This is a genomic window from Novosphingobium sp. (genome assembly GCF_019748365.1).
GTDB lineage: Bacteria > Pseudomonadota > Alphaproteobacteria > Sphingomonadales > Sphingomonadaceae > Novosphingobium.
In genome coordinates this window covers 1-16,391 of the sequence record NZ_JAIEPN010000098.1, presented here as the reverse complement: position 1 = coordinate 16,391, position 16,391 = coordinate 1, and the positions used below count along the sequence as shown (strand labels likewise).

Below are 16,391 nucleotides of genomic sequence, written 5' to 3'. Positions count from 1 at the left end.
TCATCTTCGTTCCTTCGTCACTACGACGAAGCCCAGATCCTCCTTAAATCACAACCTCAAATCTGTGCCATTGGTGCCGACGGCGGACAGTAGGTGAGGTTAGCTCTGCTGGGTCTGTTGATGTATTCAAAGGTGAACGAACGAGGGTGGCAGAGTCATGACCGACGTCGAACGCAGCGAGCCCGGGAGCGGCAAGGGTGCTCCTGAGATCGTCCTCATCACGGGTGCGAGCGGTTTCATAGCCGCCGCGCTCATTGCCCGGCTCGGCGAACGCTACACGGTCGTCGGACTCGATCGTGCCGGTCCTCCGGACCCGCCGCCTCCTGCGGCCGCGGTCGCCATCGATCTCGGGTCCGACGAGGCGGTCCGCGCCGCGCTCGAGGAGGTGCGCGCACGATACGGCGCCCGCATCGCGTCGGTTATCCACCTCGCCGCTTATTACGACATAACCGGCAAGCCTAACCCGCTCTATGACAAGGTGACAGTCCAGGGCACCCGCCGGCTGATTGACGGGCTGCAATCGTTCGAGGTCGAGCAATTCGTCTTCGCCAGCACGATGCTGGTCCATAAGCCGACCGCCACTCCGGAGGAGCGCATCAGCGAGGAGTCGCCAATCGGTGCGTCCTGGGCGTATCCGCAGTCCAAGGTCGACACCGAGGCATTGCTGCATGAGCGCCACGGGAACATCCCCGTCGTCTTCCTCCGCGCCGCAGGAGTTTACGACGACGACGGGCGCTCGGCGTTTCTCGCGCAGCAGATATCGCAGATCTACGAGCACCGCCTGATCTCGCATTTCTATCCCGGCATGCTGTGCGCGGCACAGTCATCGGTGCACCGCGAGGACTTGGCCGACGCCGTGGTGCGCCTCGTCGATCGGCGGCACGACTTGCCGTCAGAACTGCCGCTGCTCGTCGGCGAACCCGACCCGCCCGGCTATGCCGAGATCCAGGACATCGTCGGGGAGGCGCTCCACGGCGAGGGCTGGAAGACGATCCGCATCCCGCAGCCGCTCGCGAAGGCCGGGATCATCCTGCAGAACGAAGCGCTCGGCAGCGACGACTTTATCCAGCCCTGGATGATCGACAGCAGCAACGACCACTATATCCTCGACATCTCGCGCGCACGGTCGCTGCTCGGGTGGGAACCGAAGCACAGCCTTCGCGACACGCTCCCGGCGATCGTCGCTGCGCTCAAGCGGCATCCGCGGGCCTGGTACCGGAACAACAAGCTCAACGAGAACCTGGTCGCGTGGGATGAAGAGCCAGAGGCCGAGCTTGCGGGGTCTGGCCACCACCAGCCCGCAGCGGCCGCCGGAACGGGCGGCATAGATCACGGCGGGATGGATCACAGCAAAATGGACCACGCGGCGATGGGGCACGGGTCCGGCGCCGCGGTCGCGGCCATGTCGGACCACGGCGGGCACGGCGATCACATGGCCTTGATGGACCGCGATGAGCGCCGTGCACGCTGGGCGCTTTACGCCAACATCGGTCTCGGTCTGTGGCTCGCCTCCAGCCCGCTCATCTATGATTCCATGACCACGCAGAGCGTCGGCGAAGCCGCGCGTTTCGTAACCGTCGATCGCGGGCTGCCTTCGATCGAATGGCGGGCCAGCGCACTGGCTATCAGCGATGTCGTCAGCGGGCTCGCCATCGCGCTGTTCGGCGCGCTGTCGCTCGCCCCGCGCACCAAGACATGGGCGCAGTGGGCTGTCGCGTTCATCGGCATCTGGCTGTTCTTCGCGCCGCTGATCTTCTGGAGCCCGAGCGCCGCGCAGTACAACAACAACCTGCTCATCGGCTCGGCCGTGATCGCGTTGTCGGTGCTGGTCCCCATGATGCCGGGCATGAGCATGGCGGGCATGATGGACCCCAAGAACATCCCGCCTGGCTGGACCTATTCGCCATCGACGGACGCGCAGCGGCTGCCGATCGTCGCCATGGCGCTGATTGGGCTTCTGACCTCGCGTATCCTGACGGCCTACCAGTTAGGCCACATCGATACTGTGTGGGAGCCGTTCTTTGCTGGATCGCTGGCCGACCCGCGTAATGGGACCGAGGAGATCATTACATCCGACATGTCGAAGGCTTGGCCGATCCCCGACGGCGGTCTTGGTACAGTCAGCTACGTGCTCGAAATTCTTATGGCGGTGATGGGCACCCGCGACCGCTGGCGGACCATGCCGTGGATGGTGACCTTCTTCGGCATTCTCGTCATTCCGCTCGGCGTCGTCAGCATCTATTTCATCATCAGCCAGCCGATCGTCATCGGCACGTGGAGCACGCTGGCGCTGATCGCCGCGCTCGCCATGCTGATCATGATCCCGTTCGCATTGGACGAGGTCATTGCCATGGGCCAGTTCCTCGCCTGGGCGAAGCGCCGCGGCAAGCCGCTGATCCGCACCTTCTTCCAGGGCGACGCGGTCGAGGCGGGGGCCGAGGACGCATCCGACGTGATGGCCTCGCCTTCTACCTTCTGGGCGGATGCGAAGCGCGGGCTGACGCTGCCGTGGACGCTGGCGGCCAGTATCGTGCTCGGCGCCTTCCTGATGCTGACGCGGGTGATCCTGGGGAACGAAGGCGAGATGGCGAACAGCGACCATGTCGTCGGCGCGCTGGTCATCACCGTGGCGATCATCGCCACCGCGGAGGTCGCTCGCGCGCTGCGCTTCATCAATGTCGCGTTCGGGGCATGGCTCGTCGCTGCCCCGTTCCTGCTGACAGGGGCCGGCCCCCTTGGGGCGATCGTGTCGGTGGTCGTGGGAATCGCGCTCATCGGGCTCAGCCTGCCGCGCGGCAAGCGCAGCCCCGAACATTATGCGAGCTGGGACAAATACGTAATTTGAGGCCTTACTCGCCTCCAGAGAGGAGGGGCACAGCATGGCGCAGTCCAGGTACCGAGTTCTATCCGGGCGGTCATTCAGGCGGCGGGGGTGATGACGGGGGCGGTGGACCGCGGCTACAGCTTTAAGCGAGCATCGACACTGTTCCGGTACGGTCCAGCATGCTAATGCGATTCCTTCGCAGGATCGTTGGTGGCCTGCGGCTAAGCTGCATCGCATCGAGACAAAGATAATATGAAGTGACGCGTCTCAAACTTGTCCTCCTGCGGCTTGCCATCACGCTCACCGCGCTGTTCATCCCGGCCGCGACAATGGCCGAACCCGGCGACGTGCAAACCGCATGGCGGCTGCTCGACTATATCGCCGTCGATTATGGCGGTGCGGTTGCCGAGGGCCGGGTCAAGAGCGCGGCCGAGTATGCCGAGATGAACGAGTTCTCCGCGTCCGTTACGACGCGGCTGCGCGATCTGCCGGCGAAGCCGGAACGGCCGGCGCTGGTTCAAGGAGCCGACAACCTGCAAGGGATGATCGCGCGCAAGGCATCGGCTGAACAGGTGGCGACCACCGCGCACGGGCTGGCGGCTGATCTGCTGCGCGCCTATCCAGTGCCGCTCGCGCCCGACAAGGCTCCGGACCTCGCCTCGGCCGATGCGCTGTTTCGACAATCCTGCGCGTCCTGCCACGGCATGACGGGCGACGGGCATGGCCCCGACGCCGCCAAGCTCGATCCGCCGCCGATCGCGTTCACTGATGCCGAGCGCGCCCGCCAGCGAAGCGTGTTCGCGCTCTATCAGGTGGTGACGCAAGGGATCGACGGGACAGGGATGCAGAGCTTCGCCGATGTGGCGAACGATCAGCGCTGGGCGCTCGCCTTCCGCGCCGGGAGCTTCGCCTTCACCGACGAACAGGCGCGCGAAGGCGAGCGGCTGTGGAAGTCAAACCCGGCGCTTCGCCAGCGCATACCGGACCTGAAAACCCTCGTCGCGCTCACCCCGGCCGCGCTCGCCACCTCGATTGGCGAAGCGAAGGCCGATGCGGTCATGGCCTATCTCCGCCGCCATCCCGATCAGGTGATGCAACACGCGCCTGGCTCGCTTGCGGTTGCGCGCGCCAAGCTCGCCCAAAGCCTAGCGGCAGCGCGGCGTGGCGATGCGCGCGGGGCGAGGGAGCTGGCCTTGTCGGCTTATCTCGACGGGTTCGAGCCGGTCGAACCAACGCTCACCGCGCGCGACGCGGCGCTGATGGGCCGGATCGAAGGCGCGATGGGCGAGTTTCGCGCCGCGATCGACCGCGGTGCCTCGCCCAACGAGCTCGCGGAAAAGGTGTCAGTGCTCGACGGGCTGTTCGACGATGCGGAAGCGGCGCTGGCGCCTGATGCCGCCACGGAAGCGTCCACGTTCCTGGGCGCATTCACGATCTTGCTGCGCGAGGGGCTCGAAGCCTTGCTCATCGTCGTCGCCATGATCGCGTTCCTTCGCAAGGCGGAGCGAGGAGAGGCGCTGCGATACGTGCATGGCGGTTGGATCAGCGCGCTCGTTGCCGGGGGGATCACCTGGGTGGTGGCCACCTATGCAATCGGGATCAGCGGCGCGAGCCGGGAGCTGACCGAAGGGTTTGGGTCGCTGTTCGCTGCGGTCGTGCTGCTCTCGGTTGGAATATGGATGCACGGCAAGGCGCAAGCCGATCAGTGGCAACGCTATATCCGGGAAAAAATGTCACGGGCGCTCACCGGAGGATCGGGCTGGTTCCTGTTCGGGCTGGCGTTCGTGGTGGTCTATCGGGAGGTCTTTGAGACAATCCTGTTCTACGCGGCGCTCTGGTCGCAAGGAAACGGTCCCGTGCTGCTGGCCGGGGCGGGCTCGGCCGTTCTCCTGCTTGCGGTGATCGCCTGGGCCATGCTTCGCTACAGCCGCACGCTGCCGATCACGCAGTTCTTCCGCTACAGCTCCTGGCTGATGGCGATCCTGACGGTCGTGCTCGCGGGCAAGGGGGTTTCCGCTCTCCAAGAGGCGGGCATCATTGCCATAGCGCCGCTTCGCGATGTGCCCAGGCTCTCAATACTTGGCCTGTTCCCTACATGGCAATCCGTGCTGGCGCAGCTCCTGATGGCGGTGGCTATCGCGATCGGGTTCGCCTGGAACCGTCGCGGCGATCGGGGCAGGGCATCGGCTCACTAGCACCGATGCGAGTCCATGACGGAGACCATCACCTCTTGCGGCTGAGCCGGGAGGCGTCCGTAGCTATTCCGCCGCCTTTTTCTGGATCGTGCAGCGCACCGCCTGCTTCGCCTTCACAGCGGCTTTGCGGCATCCCTTGATCGTCTCGCGATTGTCGCGCAAGACCCTGTCGGCCGTGACTATCACCTCCCAGCTCGGCTGCGATGCGCTGACCATCAGATGCTGGCCGGCATCCCAAAGGGTGGGTTCATCCAGCACGCGCGCCGCCATGCGCTCGGGCCATTTGCCAGCTCGCCGGTGCAAGGTGCGCGATCGGCCCCGCCAGCGGACCTAGAGTAGCAGCACCAAAAGCTTCCCGCCGCCGCTGGCTCGGCACCTCGATCGCGACATTTGGAATAGGCCTCGCCTAACTGGCCACAGTGCACCGCACCGCGCCCGACCGATCGTGCGCGGTGTATTGGGGGTTTGCTCGGTTTGATGACGCTGGCGATATCGGTACAAGGGTTCCTGGGGCGCGCCTTCATGCATGGCGGCCTCAACCATCTGGCATTTTGAAGGGGGAAACATGATTTTGGCGTTTAGGGTGGCAATGGCCACAGCACTGGCGATGCCGATCGCGGTCGCCGCCCAGCCTGCATCGCGCTTCGCGGATACGAAGGCCGTGGAGGCAGTACTGTCGCAGTACAAGGCGGCGATTGAAAAGCTCGATGCGAAAGGAACAGAGCGACTCTTCGCGGCCGACTCCCAGATATTCGAAACGGGTGGCTCGGAGGGAACCTACGCGACATACCTCGCCCATCATCTTGGGCCAGAGCTGGCAGCCTTCAAGTCGTTTACATTTTCCGACTACAAGGTGAAGGTTCGCTTTGAGGGTCCGGTCGCACTTGCCACCGAGACCTACCGCTATCGGATCGAGCCGAAGAACGGGGCTGTTGCCGAACGTATTGGCGTCGCAACCAGCGTCTTAACGCGCTCGGGGAGCAGCTGGAAGATCATCAGCATGCACAGTAGCGCTCGCAAGCCGAAAGGCTCCTGATCGGTCAAGATCACATTGCGCCCGGATCCAGCTTCAGGGGTCGGCAATATGGCCGCTACTGCTTCTTCGCTGGATTCGGCGTAGCCGACTGCGGTGTCGCATTTGTAGAATTCGTCGGGTGATCGTGCTCCGGTATGCCAGCATAATGGTTCATCTGATCCTCGGAGATGTCCGACGTTTCCTCGCTGCTGCCACAAGCCGTTACGGCCAGAGGTAACAGAAACATGGCTGTGATAATCGCCCTCGATCTTCTCATAACAGAATACCCTTCGATGCCGATCTGAACCCATCATAGCTGATACGGTGGGATGCTCGTATCTGACTTCCTTACAATGATATGATCGACAAGGTTTTCGCTAGACTGGCATGCTCATGATGTCCTTATACGCGGAAAGCAACTTATTGCGAACTTGCAACGTCGCCTCGAACGCGATCGACGACTCCTGCCGCGCGAGCATTACCTTTGCAATATCGACCTCTTCGCCGCGTTCATAGGCAACCGTCAACTTTCCGGCGCGAGCGTTGATTTCATTGATCTTTTGAAGCTGTGTTTGCAGTGTAGAGGTAAAGCCACCTGGTTCCGCGCGCCCGGCAGCCGAGATCCCTTGGGTCGAACCTGGACCTACGACCGAGTCTGCACCGTCCGCCTTTCCAAGCACGGTATCCATCGCTGCTTCGAATTTTGCTCCCGCACCCCCGGGGCTACCAACAGAACCCGCGCTGCTTGCTACATTTCGAAGCGCCGCATTCCTGTCGAGGATGGCGCTTCGCACGGCCATGACGTCGTTGAAGATGCTGCTCATGTTCACCCCGGTGCGACCTCTAGCATAGCTGTATAATCGCATCGCATGCGTTAGAGGATGGTTAACGACGCTTAGGAATGATTGCTTCATCGTAAAGCCGTGCGCCGATCCTTATAGGATTCGTCCAAGCCTGCCAGACGATGCGCGACCAGAGGTCTAATCATTGGCAGTTGACGAGATGGGACTCACTACATACGGGGCATTTTAATTGTGCAGCGCGCCTTCTCTCGCTAAATCAAAGGACAATCGCGCACGACACCCTTGCCGCTCGCGCTGGCAGCTTGGGTATGGGGGCTCACCTTTGCCACGCTGATGCCCCTACGCTGGCGCCTGACGGCGCTTTTTCCCTCGTCGGCCCGGCTGCCGGGAGTGCACCTATGAGCGGCATCGAAGTGCCTGCGCTGCGGGGTCGGCCCTGTACCGTGACATTACCGCCCCGCGCAACCCCGATCATGCTCGGAATCCACCCTTATTCTGTCGCCGGCTTGACCTCGATCGTGCAGCGCACCGGCTTCTTTGCCTTCGTCGCCGACTTGCGGCACGTCTCGATCGTCTCGCGATTGTCGCGCAACAGCTTGTCGGTCGCGACGATCGCCTCCCAGCGCTCCGGCGCAGCGGCCCGCATCAACCGCTGCCCCCCCTCCCATTGCGTCGGCGCGTCCAAAACGCGCGTCGCCACGCCTTCAGGCCATAGCCAGCTATCGGGCGTCAGACGCGCGATCGGCCCCGCCAACGCGGCATAGAACAACAGCCCCAGCACCAGGCCGCCACCGCCGAACAGATATAGCCAGCGATTCTGCTCGTCGCCGCGCCGCGCGGAAGCAAGCCGGCTCCCGATCTCACGCGCGGCCTGGTCCAGCGCCGTGCGCGCCTCGGTGATAAGACGCTGGTCCTCGCGGCGCGCGCCGATCGCCGCCGTCGCGATCTCGCCCGCCATATGCGCCGGGTCCATCGACAGGGCAGGGCTTTTCCGCATCGCGGCGATCTGCTGGGCCAGAACCCCCAGCACCTTTTCGGTACGCTCAAGCGTCGGCTGATAATCGGGAATGTCGATGGACTCGCGCGCGGCGGTCAGCCCTTCGACCGCATGACGCAGCAACGACACCTCGCCGCGCAACCGCTCGAACGCGGCCACTGGATCGTCGCCGGCATGGGGTTCGCGATACTCGTCCTCGTCCATGTTTGTTTCTCTCCCTACCGGCTAAGTCCACGGTCGCGGCCGATTCCCAGCTCATGCGTCAACTGGCGGCCCAGCTCGCCGCCGCCCATCTGCGGGCTGCGCTCCATGCCGATCTCAAGCCCCAGCTCGCGGGTGCGATTACGCAGGATCGATTCCACCTGTGGATCGCGCTCAAGGCTTTTCGCCATGCCCGCCATTTCCTTGCCCGCCTTCTCGCGGCCCGTCATGTCGCCGGCGCGATAGAGGCGGTCTCGGTCCTGGGAGAGCTGTTGCCAGCGTTCCACAAACCGATCGGCGCGCAAGTTCGGATCGGTGCGCACGCGAGCTTCCTGCGCCATCGCTTCGATCATCGGGCCGCTGCGTCCCGCCGCCGCGTCGCGCAGCAAGGCCGGATCGCGCTGCATCGCCGATGCGAGGTCGCGCGAAGCTCCTGGCCTGATCTGGTCAAGCGCCTCGGTCGCGCGCTCGAGCGCGACTTTCTGATGTTCCAACACCGGCCCGCCCGATGCGCGGGCCTGCAACATCGCCTCGGCCGAACGCGAGGTCCGCTCGACCGCGCGCGCGAATGTCCGATCCTGGCCGCGATCCGGCAACGCCGGCGTGCGCTCCGCGCCCTTCGCCGGCTCGGCCGACAGCTTCAACCCGTCGAACATGCCGCGCTTGGGCCTCTCGCCCTGGCCGCGATTGGTCGCCGGCGCTGGCCGCTCGGGTGCGGGCCGGAAATTGTCGAACATACCCCGCCGCGGCCGCCCCTCGCCCGCGGCCTTCGCCTCGCCAGCGCCGCGGTCGTCGCCCATCTGGCGTGAAGTTCCCGCGCTCGGCGCGAGGATCTCCACGCCCTTCCGCTCGGGCGCATCCGCAACGCGGATCTCACCCGACAGCCCGCGCCGATCGGCGAACGATTGCGCCTCGGCGTCGCGGTCGCGGAACATCGGATAGTCGGACGCCATATCCTTCGCCCGCTCGCGGCCCAGCGTGCGGACAAGCTTGCCGGTGTCGGCGAAGTCGTCGCGGCCATAATGGAGCTGCACGCCCTCGCGATGCCGCGACAGCGCCACATAGGCCGAATGGCGGTCCATCCCCGGCGTCGCCAGCACATGCGCCTGATCGACAGTCACCCCCTGCGATTTGTGGATGGTGGCAGCATAGCCATGATCGACATGGGCATAGTCCTTGAGGTCGAACGCCACCGATCGGCCATCGTCGAGCCGCACCGCCATGCTGTCGGGCGACACCCGCTCGACCTTGCCCAGCAAACCGTTCTTCACGCCAAGCCCGCGCTCGTTCTTGAGGAACATGATGCGGTCGCCGCTGGCGAACTCCCGCGCGCCGCGCTCGGCCGACACGCGCACGTCGTCGCCCAATTCGCCCGACGCGCGCAGCCGATCGCGCGCGGCCAGGTTCAGGTCACGCACCTCCGCATTGGTATGGGTGAGGATGATCCGGGTCTTGTCCGGATCGGCGCTGCGCTGCGCGTCCCATCGGTCGACCAGCTCGGCCCGGGCCTGCTCGCGCGTGTCCGCCGCCTGCACCATGCCATGCGCCTCATAGGCATGGACGGCCTTGCCGGTCCTGCCCGTCGCCAGCGCCCGCGTGGCGTCTTTCTGCCAGTCCTCATGCTGCCGGCGAACCTCGCTGATCTCGGCCGCCCCATGCCGCTCGGCCAGCGCGCGAAACGCCGCGCCCGCCTCGATCGCCTGCAACTGCTCAGGATCGCCGACCAGCACCACCTTCGCGCCCGCCCGCTCGGCCGCCGACAGCACCCGCTCCATCTGGCGCGTGCCGATCATGCCGGCCTCGTCGATCACCAGCACGTCGCGCGGACCTAGCAGCTCCCGGCCCTGGTCCCACTGATATTCGAGACTGGCGATCGTGCGCGAGGCGATGCCCGATCCGCCTTCCAGGCTCTCCGCCGCGATCCCCGACAGCGCCGCGCCGCGCACCTGGTAGCCAGCGCGCTCCCATTCGTCGCGCGCGACCCCCAGCATGGCGGATTTGCCGGTGCCGGCGTAGCCGACCACGATGGCAATATCCTTCTCGCCGGTTATATGCGCCAGCGCAGCTTGCTGCTCTCCCCCGAGCACCAGGCCCTCACTCCCGGCGGCGTCCAGCCCCCTTTGCAGCGACGCTGCCGGGAGACCATGCCTCGCCTTGTCGGCAAGACGATCGGCGGCGTGTTCCAACCGCTGCTCGGTGTCGATCATATCGCGGGAGGTAAAGCGGTCCTCGCCGCGCCCGTCCTTGCCCAGCCCCACCAGCTCGGGCGAGGTCCGCACCGCGCTCATCACCTGGTCGAACTGATCCTTGCCGTCGCTGTGCCGGAACGCGAACTGCGCCAGGTCGCGCCGCGTGAACGTCGCCTGCTGCCGGGTGATCGCGTCCAGCGCGATCTCGGGCCGCGCAATGATCTTCTCGCCATTCTCGCGCGCGATCCGGGCATGGTCCTCGGCCCGCTCGGCCTCAAGCCCTTGTTCGGGCATCCGCGACGCAGCCGGTCCGATCTTGTGTTGCGGCTCAAGGTCAATGCCCTGCGCCTCCAACGTGCGATGATCTATGCGGGCATCAATATCCAGCTGGGCCAACCGCTCGTTGACATGATCGGCCCACGCCTCGCGCCACTCCTTCAGGAGCGCATTGCTGTTCCACTCGCGCACCTTCTGCCCGAAGCCCTCGGGGCCAACCTCGCGCATCGACAGCATGACATGCGCGTGCGGCTTGGGCTCGCCGTCCTTGCCCCTGTCCCAATGCACATTGAGGTCCGCGACCATGCCCCGATCGACAAACTGCTTTTCGACGAAATCGCGGGCGAGGCTCACGCCCTGAGCCGTGTTCATCTCGCGCGGGATCGCGAACTCGACTTCGCGCGCCAACTGCGCGTCCTTGCGCTTCTCGCCGGCCTCGACTTCATTCCACAGGCAAGCGCGGTCGTTTAAACGCTCCGGTGCGCCTTCGGGCAGTATGATTTCCGAATGGACGACGCCTGCCTTATTCGAGAAATCATGGTCGCGCCCGAGTCGATCATCGTGCAGCCGTTCCGCTGCACGATAGGCCGCGCTTGCAACCGCGCTCGATCCGTTGGCGCGACTCACAACCTTGGCCGAGAAATGGTAGATCGCCATGACACCCTGCTTATTGCACTTCTGAGCGCACGTCGGCAACGACGTATAAGCGCGCACTCACACTCTCTGCCGTTCGCATGATTGACTTCGCCGTATTTTCTGCCGGACGCGCTACCCTATCACGCCGATCATGCTACGCTGCGGTTCCTGTTGATGGGCGCGAGGGAGAGGATGATGCGCAAGGTGCGGGACTATGACGCGGAGCTGAAAGCGCTCGGCGACAAGGCCAGGACATTGAAGGCCAGGAAGGTCCAGCAGCTCGGCGAACTCGTCACCACCACCGGGGCCGATGCGCTCGATCTCGATGTGCTGGCGGGCGCGCTGCTCGCTGCCGTCGCATCCGCCAGCACGGAAGAAAAGGAGGCGTGGCGCTCGAAAGGCGCGGCCTTCTTTCAAGGACGCGGGCGCAAGGGTTCGCGACGCGCTGCTGGCAACGCGGAAAGCGGAAACGAAACTGGCACAGGCGAGGCGCAGGGTTGAAGCCGCCGCGCGCCGCGCCGATACGAGAGGATGGGTTGTGCAACGCAGGGAACGCACCCGCCACCTGATCGAGCTGGGCGGCCTCGTCCACAAAGCCGGCCTCGTCGATCTGACCGACGATGATCGCGCGACCCTCTACGGCGCGATGCTCGATCTCGCCGCGCGCGCCCAGGGCGAGGATGCCGACAACATGCTGACGCTGTGGAAGCGGCGCGGCAAACGCGCGTTCGACGCGGAAGCGGAAGGGAGTGACGCACCATGACCAGGCTCGATGTCGAAGCGATCCGGGCAGAGGTCCGCGCGCTCGATTATGTCCGCGGCACCCCCGCCGAAATCGCTCTGTGGCGCGAAGGCGATGCCGAAGCCCGCGCCAATCTCGCGATCGAAGGCATGGACCTCGACGCCGACGAACACGCCCTGTTCGACATGCTGCGCGCAGAAGCTGTCCCCCCTCCCCTAGCCACCGCGATCGTTCTCAAGCTGCTCGATCATCCCGACGCCGACCCGGCGCTAGCGATCTCGCCGGCGACGATCCGGGCGGACGGGTAAGCGGCGATGGAATGGTTCCGCCAGCTCGGCCGTGCGCTTCGCAACCTCGCCCGTATCGCGCGCGAACAGCCGATATGGGCGATCACGGCCCTCGTCACCAGTCCGGTCGCGCTGATCCGCCACCTGTTCGGCGTGGTGGTCCTGTTCCTCATCACCGGCCTGGTGCTGGGCCTCGGCGTGCCGCTGATCCTCGGCAAGCTGCTCGGCCTGCCCCGCGATTCCAACATCTACCAAATCGTAATGATGCTGACGAGCCTGGTCATCATCCTCGTCACGCTGCGCGCCCTCTTCCAACCGCTGATCCTGCGCTATGGCGGTCCTGCCGGCGATGACACCCACGGTTCGGCCCGCTTCGCCACCGAGCGCGAGACGCGCCCGCTCGCCCAAAATGGCGAAGACCTGCTGATCGGCCGTGATCGCAAATCGGGCAAGCTGCTGCGCTACGCCGGTCCCGCCCATCTGCTGACGATCGCGCCGACGCGCACCGGCAAGGGCGTGGGGACCATCATTCCCAATCTGCTCGACTATCCCGGTTCGGTCATCTGCATCGACCCCAAGGGCGAGAATGCCCGCATCACCGCCCGCTATCGCGCGAAGTTCGGCCCGGTCCATGTCCTCGATCCCTTCGGGGTGACGGGCATCCCCTCAGCCGCGTTCAACCCGCTCGATCGCCTCGACCCTGCCGGCCTCGATCTCGCCGACGACGCCATGACGCTGGCCGACGCGCTGGTCTATGACGCTCCCGGCGAAGCTGGCGAGGCGCATTGGAACGAGGAAGCCAAGGCGCTGATCGCCGGTATCCTCTTGTGGGTGGCCTGTGACCCGCAAGCGCAAGGCCAGGACTACACGCTGGAAGCCCTGCGCGACTGCCTCACCTTCGCGCCTGATAATTCCCAAAGGATGCTGCGGGAAATGTCGCGCAGCACGCAGGCGCGGGGCCTGATCGCGCGTGCCGCCAACCGCCACCTGGGCAAGTCCGACCGCGAAGCGGCCGGCGTGCTGTCGGCCGCGCAGCGCCATACCCATTTTCTCGATTCCCCGCGCATGTCGGCCGTGCTGGGCCGCTCGGATTTCACCTTCGCCGATGTGAAGACGCAGCCCACAACCGTCTATCTGGTGCTGCCGCCCGATCGGCTCGCCACCTATGCCCGGTGGCTGCGCCTGATGCTGGCGCAAGGGTTGACCGATCTGGCGCGCGCGCCGGCCTCCCCCGCCCGCCCCGTCCTGTTCCTGCTCGATGAGTTCGCCGCCCTCGGCCGCCTCGAACCCGTCGAGCGCGCTATGGGCCTCATGGCCGGCTACGGCATCCAGCTCTGGCCGATCCTGCAAGACGTTCACCAGCTCCGCGCGCTCTACGAGCGCCGTGCCGGCACCTTCTTGTCCAACGCTGGCGTCTTGCAGATATTCGGGGTCAACGATCACGACAGTGCCAAGCTCGTCTCCGATCTGCTCGGCCAGGAGACGGTCGTGTTCGAGACCATGAGCCGCGCGATCGACAGCGACGAAACCGGCATATCGTTCGGCGCGCAGCATGTCGCTCGCCCGCTGCTCACCCCCGATGAAGTCCGCACGCTGCGCGAGGATTACCAGCTCCTGTTCCTCGCGGGGCAACGGCCGATCGTCGCCGCCAAGCTCAAATACTATGCCGATCGCGAGTTCGCGGGCCGCTTCGACAAGGCGTGAGGCCGTTTAAACGGTGCGTGGATCTCGCGCCGGAAAAATCGGGCGGCCCTGGGAAGCCCGTAGAGCGCCATAGGCGGTTCCGACGCCGAAAACCCTGACCTACGCCCGGAATGAGGCCGGGCGGGCCGGAAATCGCCCCCTGTGGGGACGTTTCCGCCTCCTCTACCCTCTCGATCAGAACGCCCACATATCCGCTTGGCTTTTCTGGAAAGCCATTTTCGGCGGCTGGGTTCAATGATGCGCTGGCGATAGGGGTGTGACGGTTACACCACACCCCAAATTAACAAAAGCGTGCCGGCGAAGCCGGCTCATTTTGGGGATGCCGGGTGGGAGGATCGCATAGCGATCCGGGGCGGCCGAAGGCCGCGAGCCGGCGGGGCGGAGCCCCAAGAGGCGGTGCTTTTCTTCCTTTCAACGTCGCATCAAGCGGGGCAGCCTAAAGTTATCCACAGCCTCGCCCTAGTGTTAATATATGGGTTTAGAGTCGTGTTACGGGATTTGGGCGGTTTTATAGTGCGTTGAAAATAATGTATTAATTGGCGTTTTTGTGACGCGCGGTGAATCCGCTCTGACGAAAAAGCGAATCCAGAGTGACGATAGGGTGAATCCACTCTGACGATAGGCCCGCCCCCTCCAAGCGTAATCGGAATGACGATAGCGCGGGGGTGAATCTGAAATGACGATAATCCGCTTGCGTATGTGAAATGACGATAGTAGCTGTGGCGTTAGTGAAATGACGATAGACTCCGCCCCTTCCCTGTTTGACGCGCCGATCGCCGCGCCGTCCATGGCCGTGGACGGCGACGATCGCACGCCGCTGCTGCCGGTGCGGCACCCTAACCAAGACCTGTTCATCTGCGATGTTCTCGACGCCATCCCCAAGGACGACATGGCCTCGATGGAGCATCCGGTTTTCTCGCTCTCGACCAAGCCCGACAACCGGATGCGGCGCTATGAGCATAACGGCAACGTTATCGAGATTATCCCCTCGGGCAAGGGGCTGGCGACGATCCACGACAAGGACATATTGATCTACTGTATTTCGCAGCTCGTCGCGAAGATGAATCAGGGCCAGCAACCTAGCCGCACGGTGCGCCTGCAAGCCTATGACATGCTCGTCGCCACCAACCGGCAAACCAGCGGCGAAGGCTATCGGCTGATGGCCGACGCCCTCACCCGCCTGCGCGGGACCACGGTGCGGACCAATATCCAGACGGGCGGTGTCGAGGAAACGCGGATTTTCGGGCTGATCGAAGAAGCCAGAATCACACGCAAGACGTTCGACGGCCGTATGCTCGATCTGGAAATCACCCTGTCGGATTGGGTTTATCGCTCGGTCATCAGCAAGAATGTTCTGACGCTTCACCGCGACTATTTCCGGCTCCGCAAGCCGTTCGAGCGGCGCATGTATGAGCTGGCCCGCAAGCATTGCGGCGTGAAGGACGAATGGAAGATCGGCCTGGAGCTGCTGCAAAAGAAATGCGGCTCGAACAGCCCGCTCCGGGTGTTCCGGGCCTTGGTCAAGAAGGTCTGCGAGCATGACGCGGACCACGGCCATTTCCCCGACTATGCGGTGACGATGAATGATGACGTGATCCTGTTCCGCAACCGCTCGGGCCTCAAGTCCAAGCCCGATCCGCTCGCCAACGCCGGCGACGATGCGCCCTATATCGACCCGGAAACCATGCACGACGCCAAGACGGCCGCGCCAGGCTATGACGTGTATGCGCTTTATGACGAATGGGTGTCGTGGTGGCACGACATGGGCAAGCCCGAGCTGAAAAGCCCCCGCGCCGCTTTCCTAGGCTTCTGCAAGAAACGGCACGAACGCAAGCCACTGCGCTGATCCCTTATGTGGACAAGCGTTCATGTCCACATGCAAACATATCGACTGATCCGCCTTTGTCACTTTCTGGTCGATAGCTACGGACTCGACTACAGGTGAAGTCCAAGAAAGGATGCGCCGGGAACCGGGTTGAAGGAAATCGGCTCCGCCGCGACGAAACCAAGAGTCTCATACAGCTTGCGCGCGGGGACGAACTTCGCTTGCACATCGAGCCTCATTTCGCTGTAGCCCACAGTGCGAGCTTCCTCGATCAGACGTTCAGCGAGCGCGCGACCAAGATGCCGTCCCTGAGCCTGGGGACGAACATATAGTCGTTTCATCTCGCATATCTCGTGTGTGACTTGGCGCATCGCTACGCAGCCTTCGATTTCCCCCTCCCGGTCCGCAAGCAGCACGCATCCTTTGGGCGCCGCATACTTCCCAGGCAAGTTTGCAAACTCAGCGTCATTATTCTGATAGTCGAGATTGACCGGCGAATTAGCGATGAACTCACGCCAGATGCCCAGCACCGAAGCTGTGTCACGAGGAAAGATCGCGTGCCTAATAACTACCATAGCGTGATTGCTTCGCCGAAAATCGTGGCGGCAATAGGACAGTGTGGGGGCGTTTGCGGGAGGGGGCGGAATCCTACGCTAAGGATTTGGGCCAGCGATATTCCCCGGTTAGATTGATGTGT

General features: G+C 64.2%; 13 protein-coding genes. 8 read left to right on the top strand and 5 right to left on the bottom strand.

From position 1 onward, the window contains the following. Positions 1-157: 157 nt before the first annotated feature. Together K5Q19_RS12330 and K5Q19_RS12325 are read left to right on the top strand one after the other, a co-directional pair. Entirely contained in the window at positions 158-2,845 is a 2,688-nt protein-coding gene (locus tag K5Q19_RS12330; RefSeq protein ID WP_037475977.1) for a vitamin K epoxide reductase family protein, read from the top strand. Between the two features lie 308 nt (positions 2,846-3,153). Continuing rightward, entirely contained in the window at positions 3,154-5,019 is a 1,866-nt protein-coding gene (locus K5Q19_RS12325; protein ID WP_082736289.1) for a cytochrome c/FTR1 family iron permease, read from the top strand. Between the two features lie 63 nt (positions 5,020-5,082). Here the strand turns inward: K5Q19_RS12325 and K5Q19_RS12320 are convergent, their stop codons facing one another. Then, positions 5,083-5,289 carry a DUF6118 family protein gene (locus tag K5Q19_RS12320; RefSeq protein ID WP_051519908.1) on the bottom strand — a complete coding sequence of 69 codons (207 nt, stop codon included), beginning with the start codon at positions 5,287-5,289 and terminating at the stop codon, positions 5,083-5,085. 256 nt (positions 5,290-5,545) lie between these two features. Between K5Q19_RS12320 and K5Q19_RS12315 the strand changes: the two genes are divergently transcribed. Further along, the gene (locus K5Q19_RS12315) at positions 5,546-6,055 is read left to right on the top strand and encodes a nuclear transport factor 2 family protein (protein WP_235209630.1); all 510 of its coding nucleotides are present in this window, start codon (positions 5,546-5,548) and stop codon (positions 6,053-6,055) included. Positions 6,056-6,411: 356 nt separating this feature from the next. Here K5Q19_RS12315 and K5Q19_RS12310 read toward each other — a convergent pair whose 3' ends face one another. The 3 genes from K5Q19_RS12310 to traA all read right to left on the bottom strand — a co-directional run bounded on the left by K5Q19_RS12310 (position 6,412) and on the right by traA (position 11,157). After that, positions 6,412-6,858: a flagellar hook-basal body complex protein FliE gene (locus K5Q19_RS12310; RefSeq protein ID WP_251652458.1), complete on the bottom strand. Its 447-nt coding sequence runs from the start codon at positions 6,856-6,858 to the stop codon at positions 6,412-6,414. Between the two features lie 469 nt (positions 6,859-7,327). Then, positions 7,328-8,038 (bottom strand): DUF6118 family protein, encoded by a 711-nt coding sequence (locus K5Q19_RS12305; RefSeq protein WP_066268885.1) that lies wholly within the window; start codon positions 8,036-8,038, stop codon positions 7,328-7,330. A 14-nt stretch (positions 8,039-8,052) separates the two neighbouring features. Beyond that, positions 8,053-11,157, bottom strand: a complete 3,105-nt coding sequence (traA, locus tag K5Q19_RS12300; RefSeq protein WP_066268888.1) for a Ti-type conjugative transfer relaxase TraA — start codon at positions 11,155-11,157, stop codon at positions 8,053-8,055. Between the two features lie 174 nt (positions 11,158-11,331). Here traA and K5Q19_RS12295 point away from each other — a divergent pair, with 174 nt between their 5' ends. The 5 genes from K5Q19_RS12295 to K5Q19_RS12275 all read left to right on the top strand — a co-directional run bounded on the left by K5Q19_RS12295 (position 11,332) and on the right by K5Q19_RS12275 (position 15,715). Continuing rightward, the gene (locus K5Q19_RS12295) at positions 11,332-11,637 is read left to right on the top strand and encodes a conjugal transfer protein TraD (RefSeq protein WP_066268908.1); all 306 of its coding nucleotides are present in this window, start codon (positions 11,332-11,334) and stop codon (positions 11,635-11,637) included. Positions 11,638-11,674: 37 nt separating this feature from the next. Beyond that, positions 11,675-11,899, top strand: coding sequence for a conjugal transfer protein TraD (locus K5Q19_RS12290; protein ID WP_066268892.1), 225 nt, complete (start codon positions 11,675-11,677; stop codon positions 11,897-11,899). Further along, positions 11,896-12,186, top strand: a complete 291-nt coding sequence (locus K5Q19_RS12285; RefSeq protein WP_062346066.1) for a hypothetical protein — start codon at positions 11,896-11,898, stop codon at positions 12,184-12,186. Before K5Q19_RS12290 ends, K5Q19_RS12285 begins: the two co-directional genes overlap by 4 nt. 6 nt (positions 12,187-12,192) lie before the next feature. Continuing rightward, the gene (locus K5Q19_RS12280) at positions 12,193-13,869 is read left to right on the top strand and encodes a type IV secretory system conjugative DNA transfer family protein (RefSeq protein ID WP_292945499.1); all 1,677 of its coding nucleotides are present in this window, start codon (positions 12,193-12,195) and stop codon (positions 13,867-13,869) included. A gap of 733 nt (positions 13,870-14,602) precedes the next feature. Further along, positions 14,603-15,715, top strand: coding sequence for a replication initiator protein A (locus K5Q19_RS12275; RefSeq protein WP_062069515.1), 1,113 nt, complete (start codon positions 14,603-14,605; stop codon positions 15,713-15,715). A gap of 89 nt (positions 15,716-15,804) precedes the next feature. Here K5Q19_RS12275 and K5Q19_RS12270 read toward each other — a convergent pair whose 3' ends face one another. Beyond that, on the bottom strand, positions 15,805-16,224 hold the full coding sequence (locus tag K5Q19_RS12270; RefSeq protein ID WP_231472260.1) for a GNAT family N-acetyltransferase: 420 nt from the start codon (positions 16,222-16,224) through the stop codon (positions 15,805-15,807). Positions 16,225-16,391: the final 167 nt, after the last annotated feature.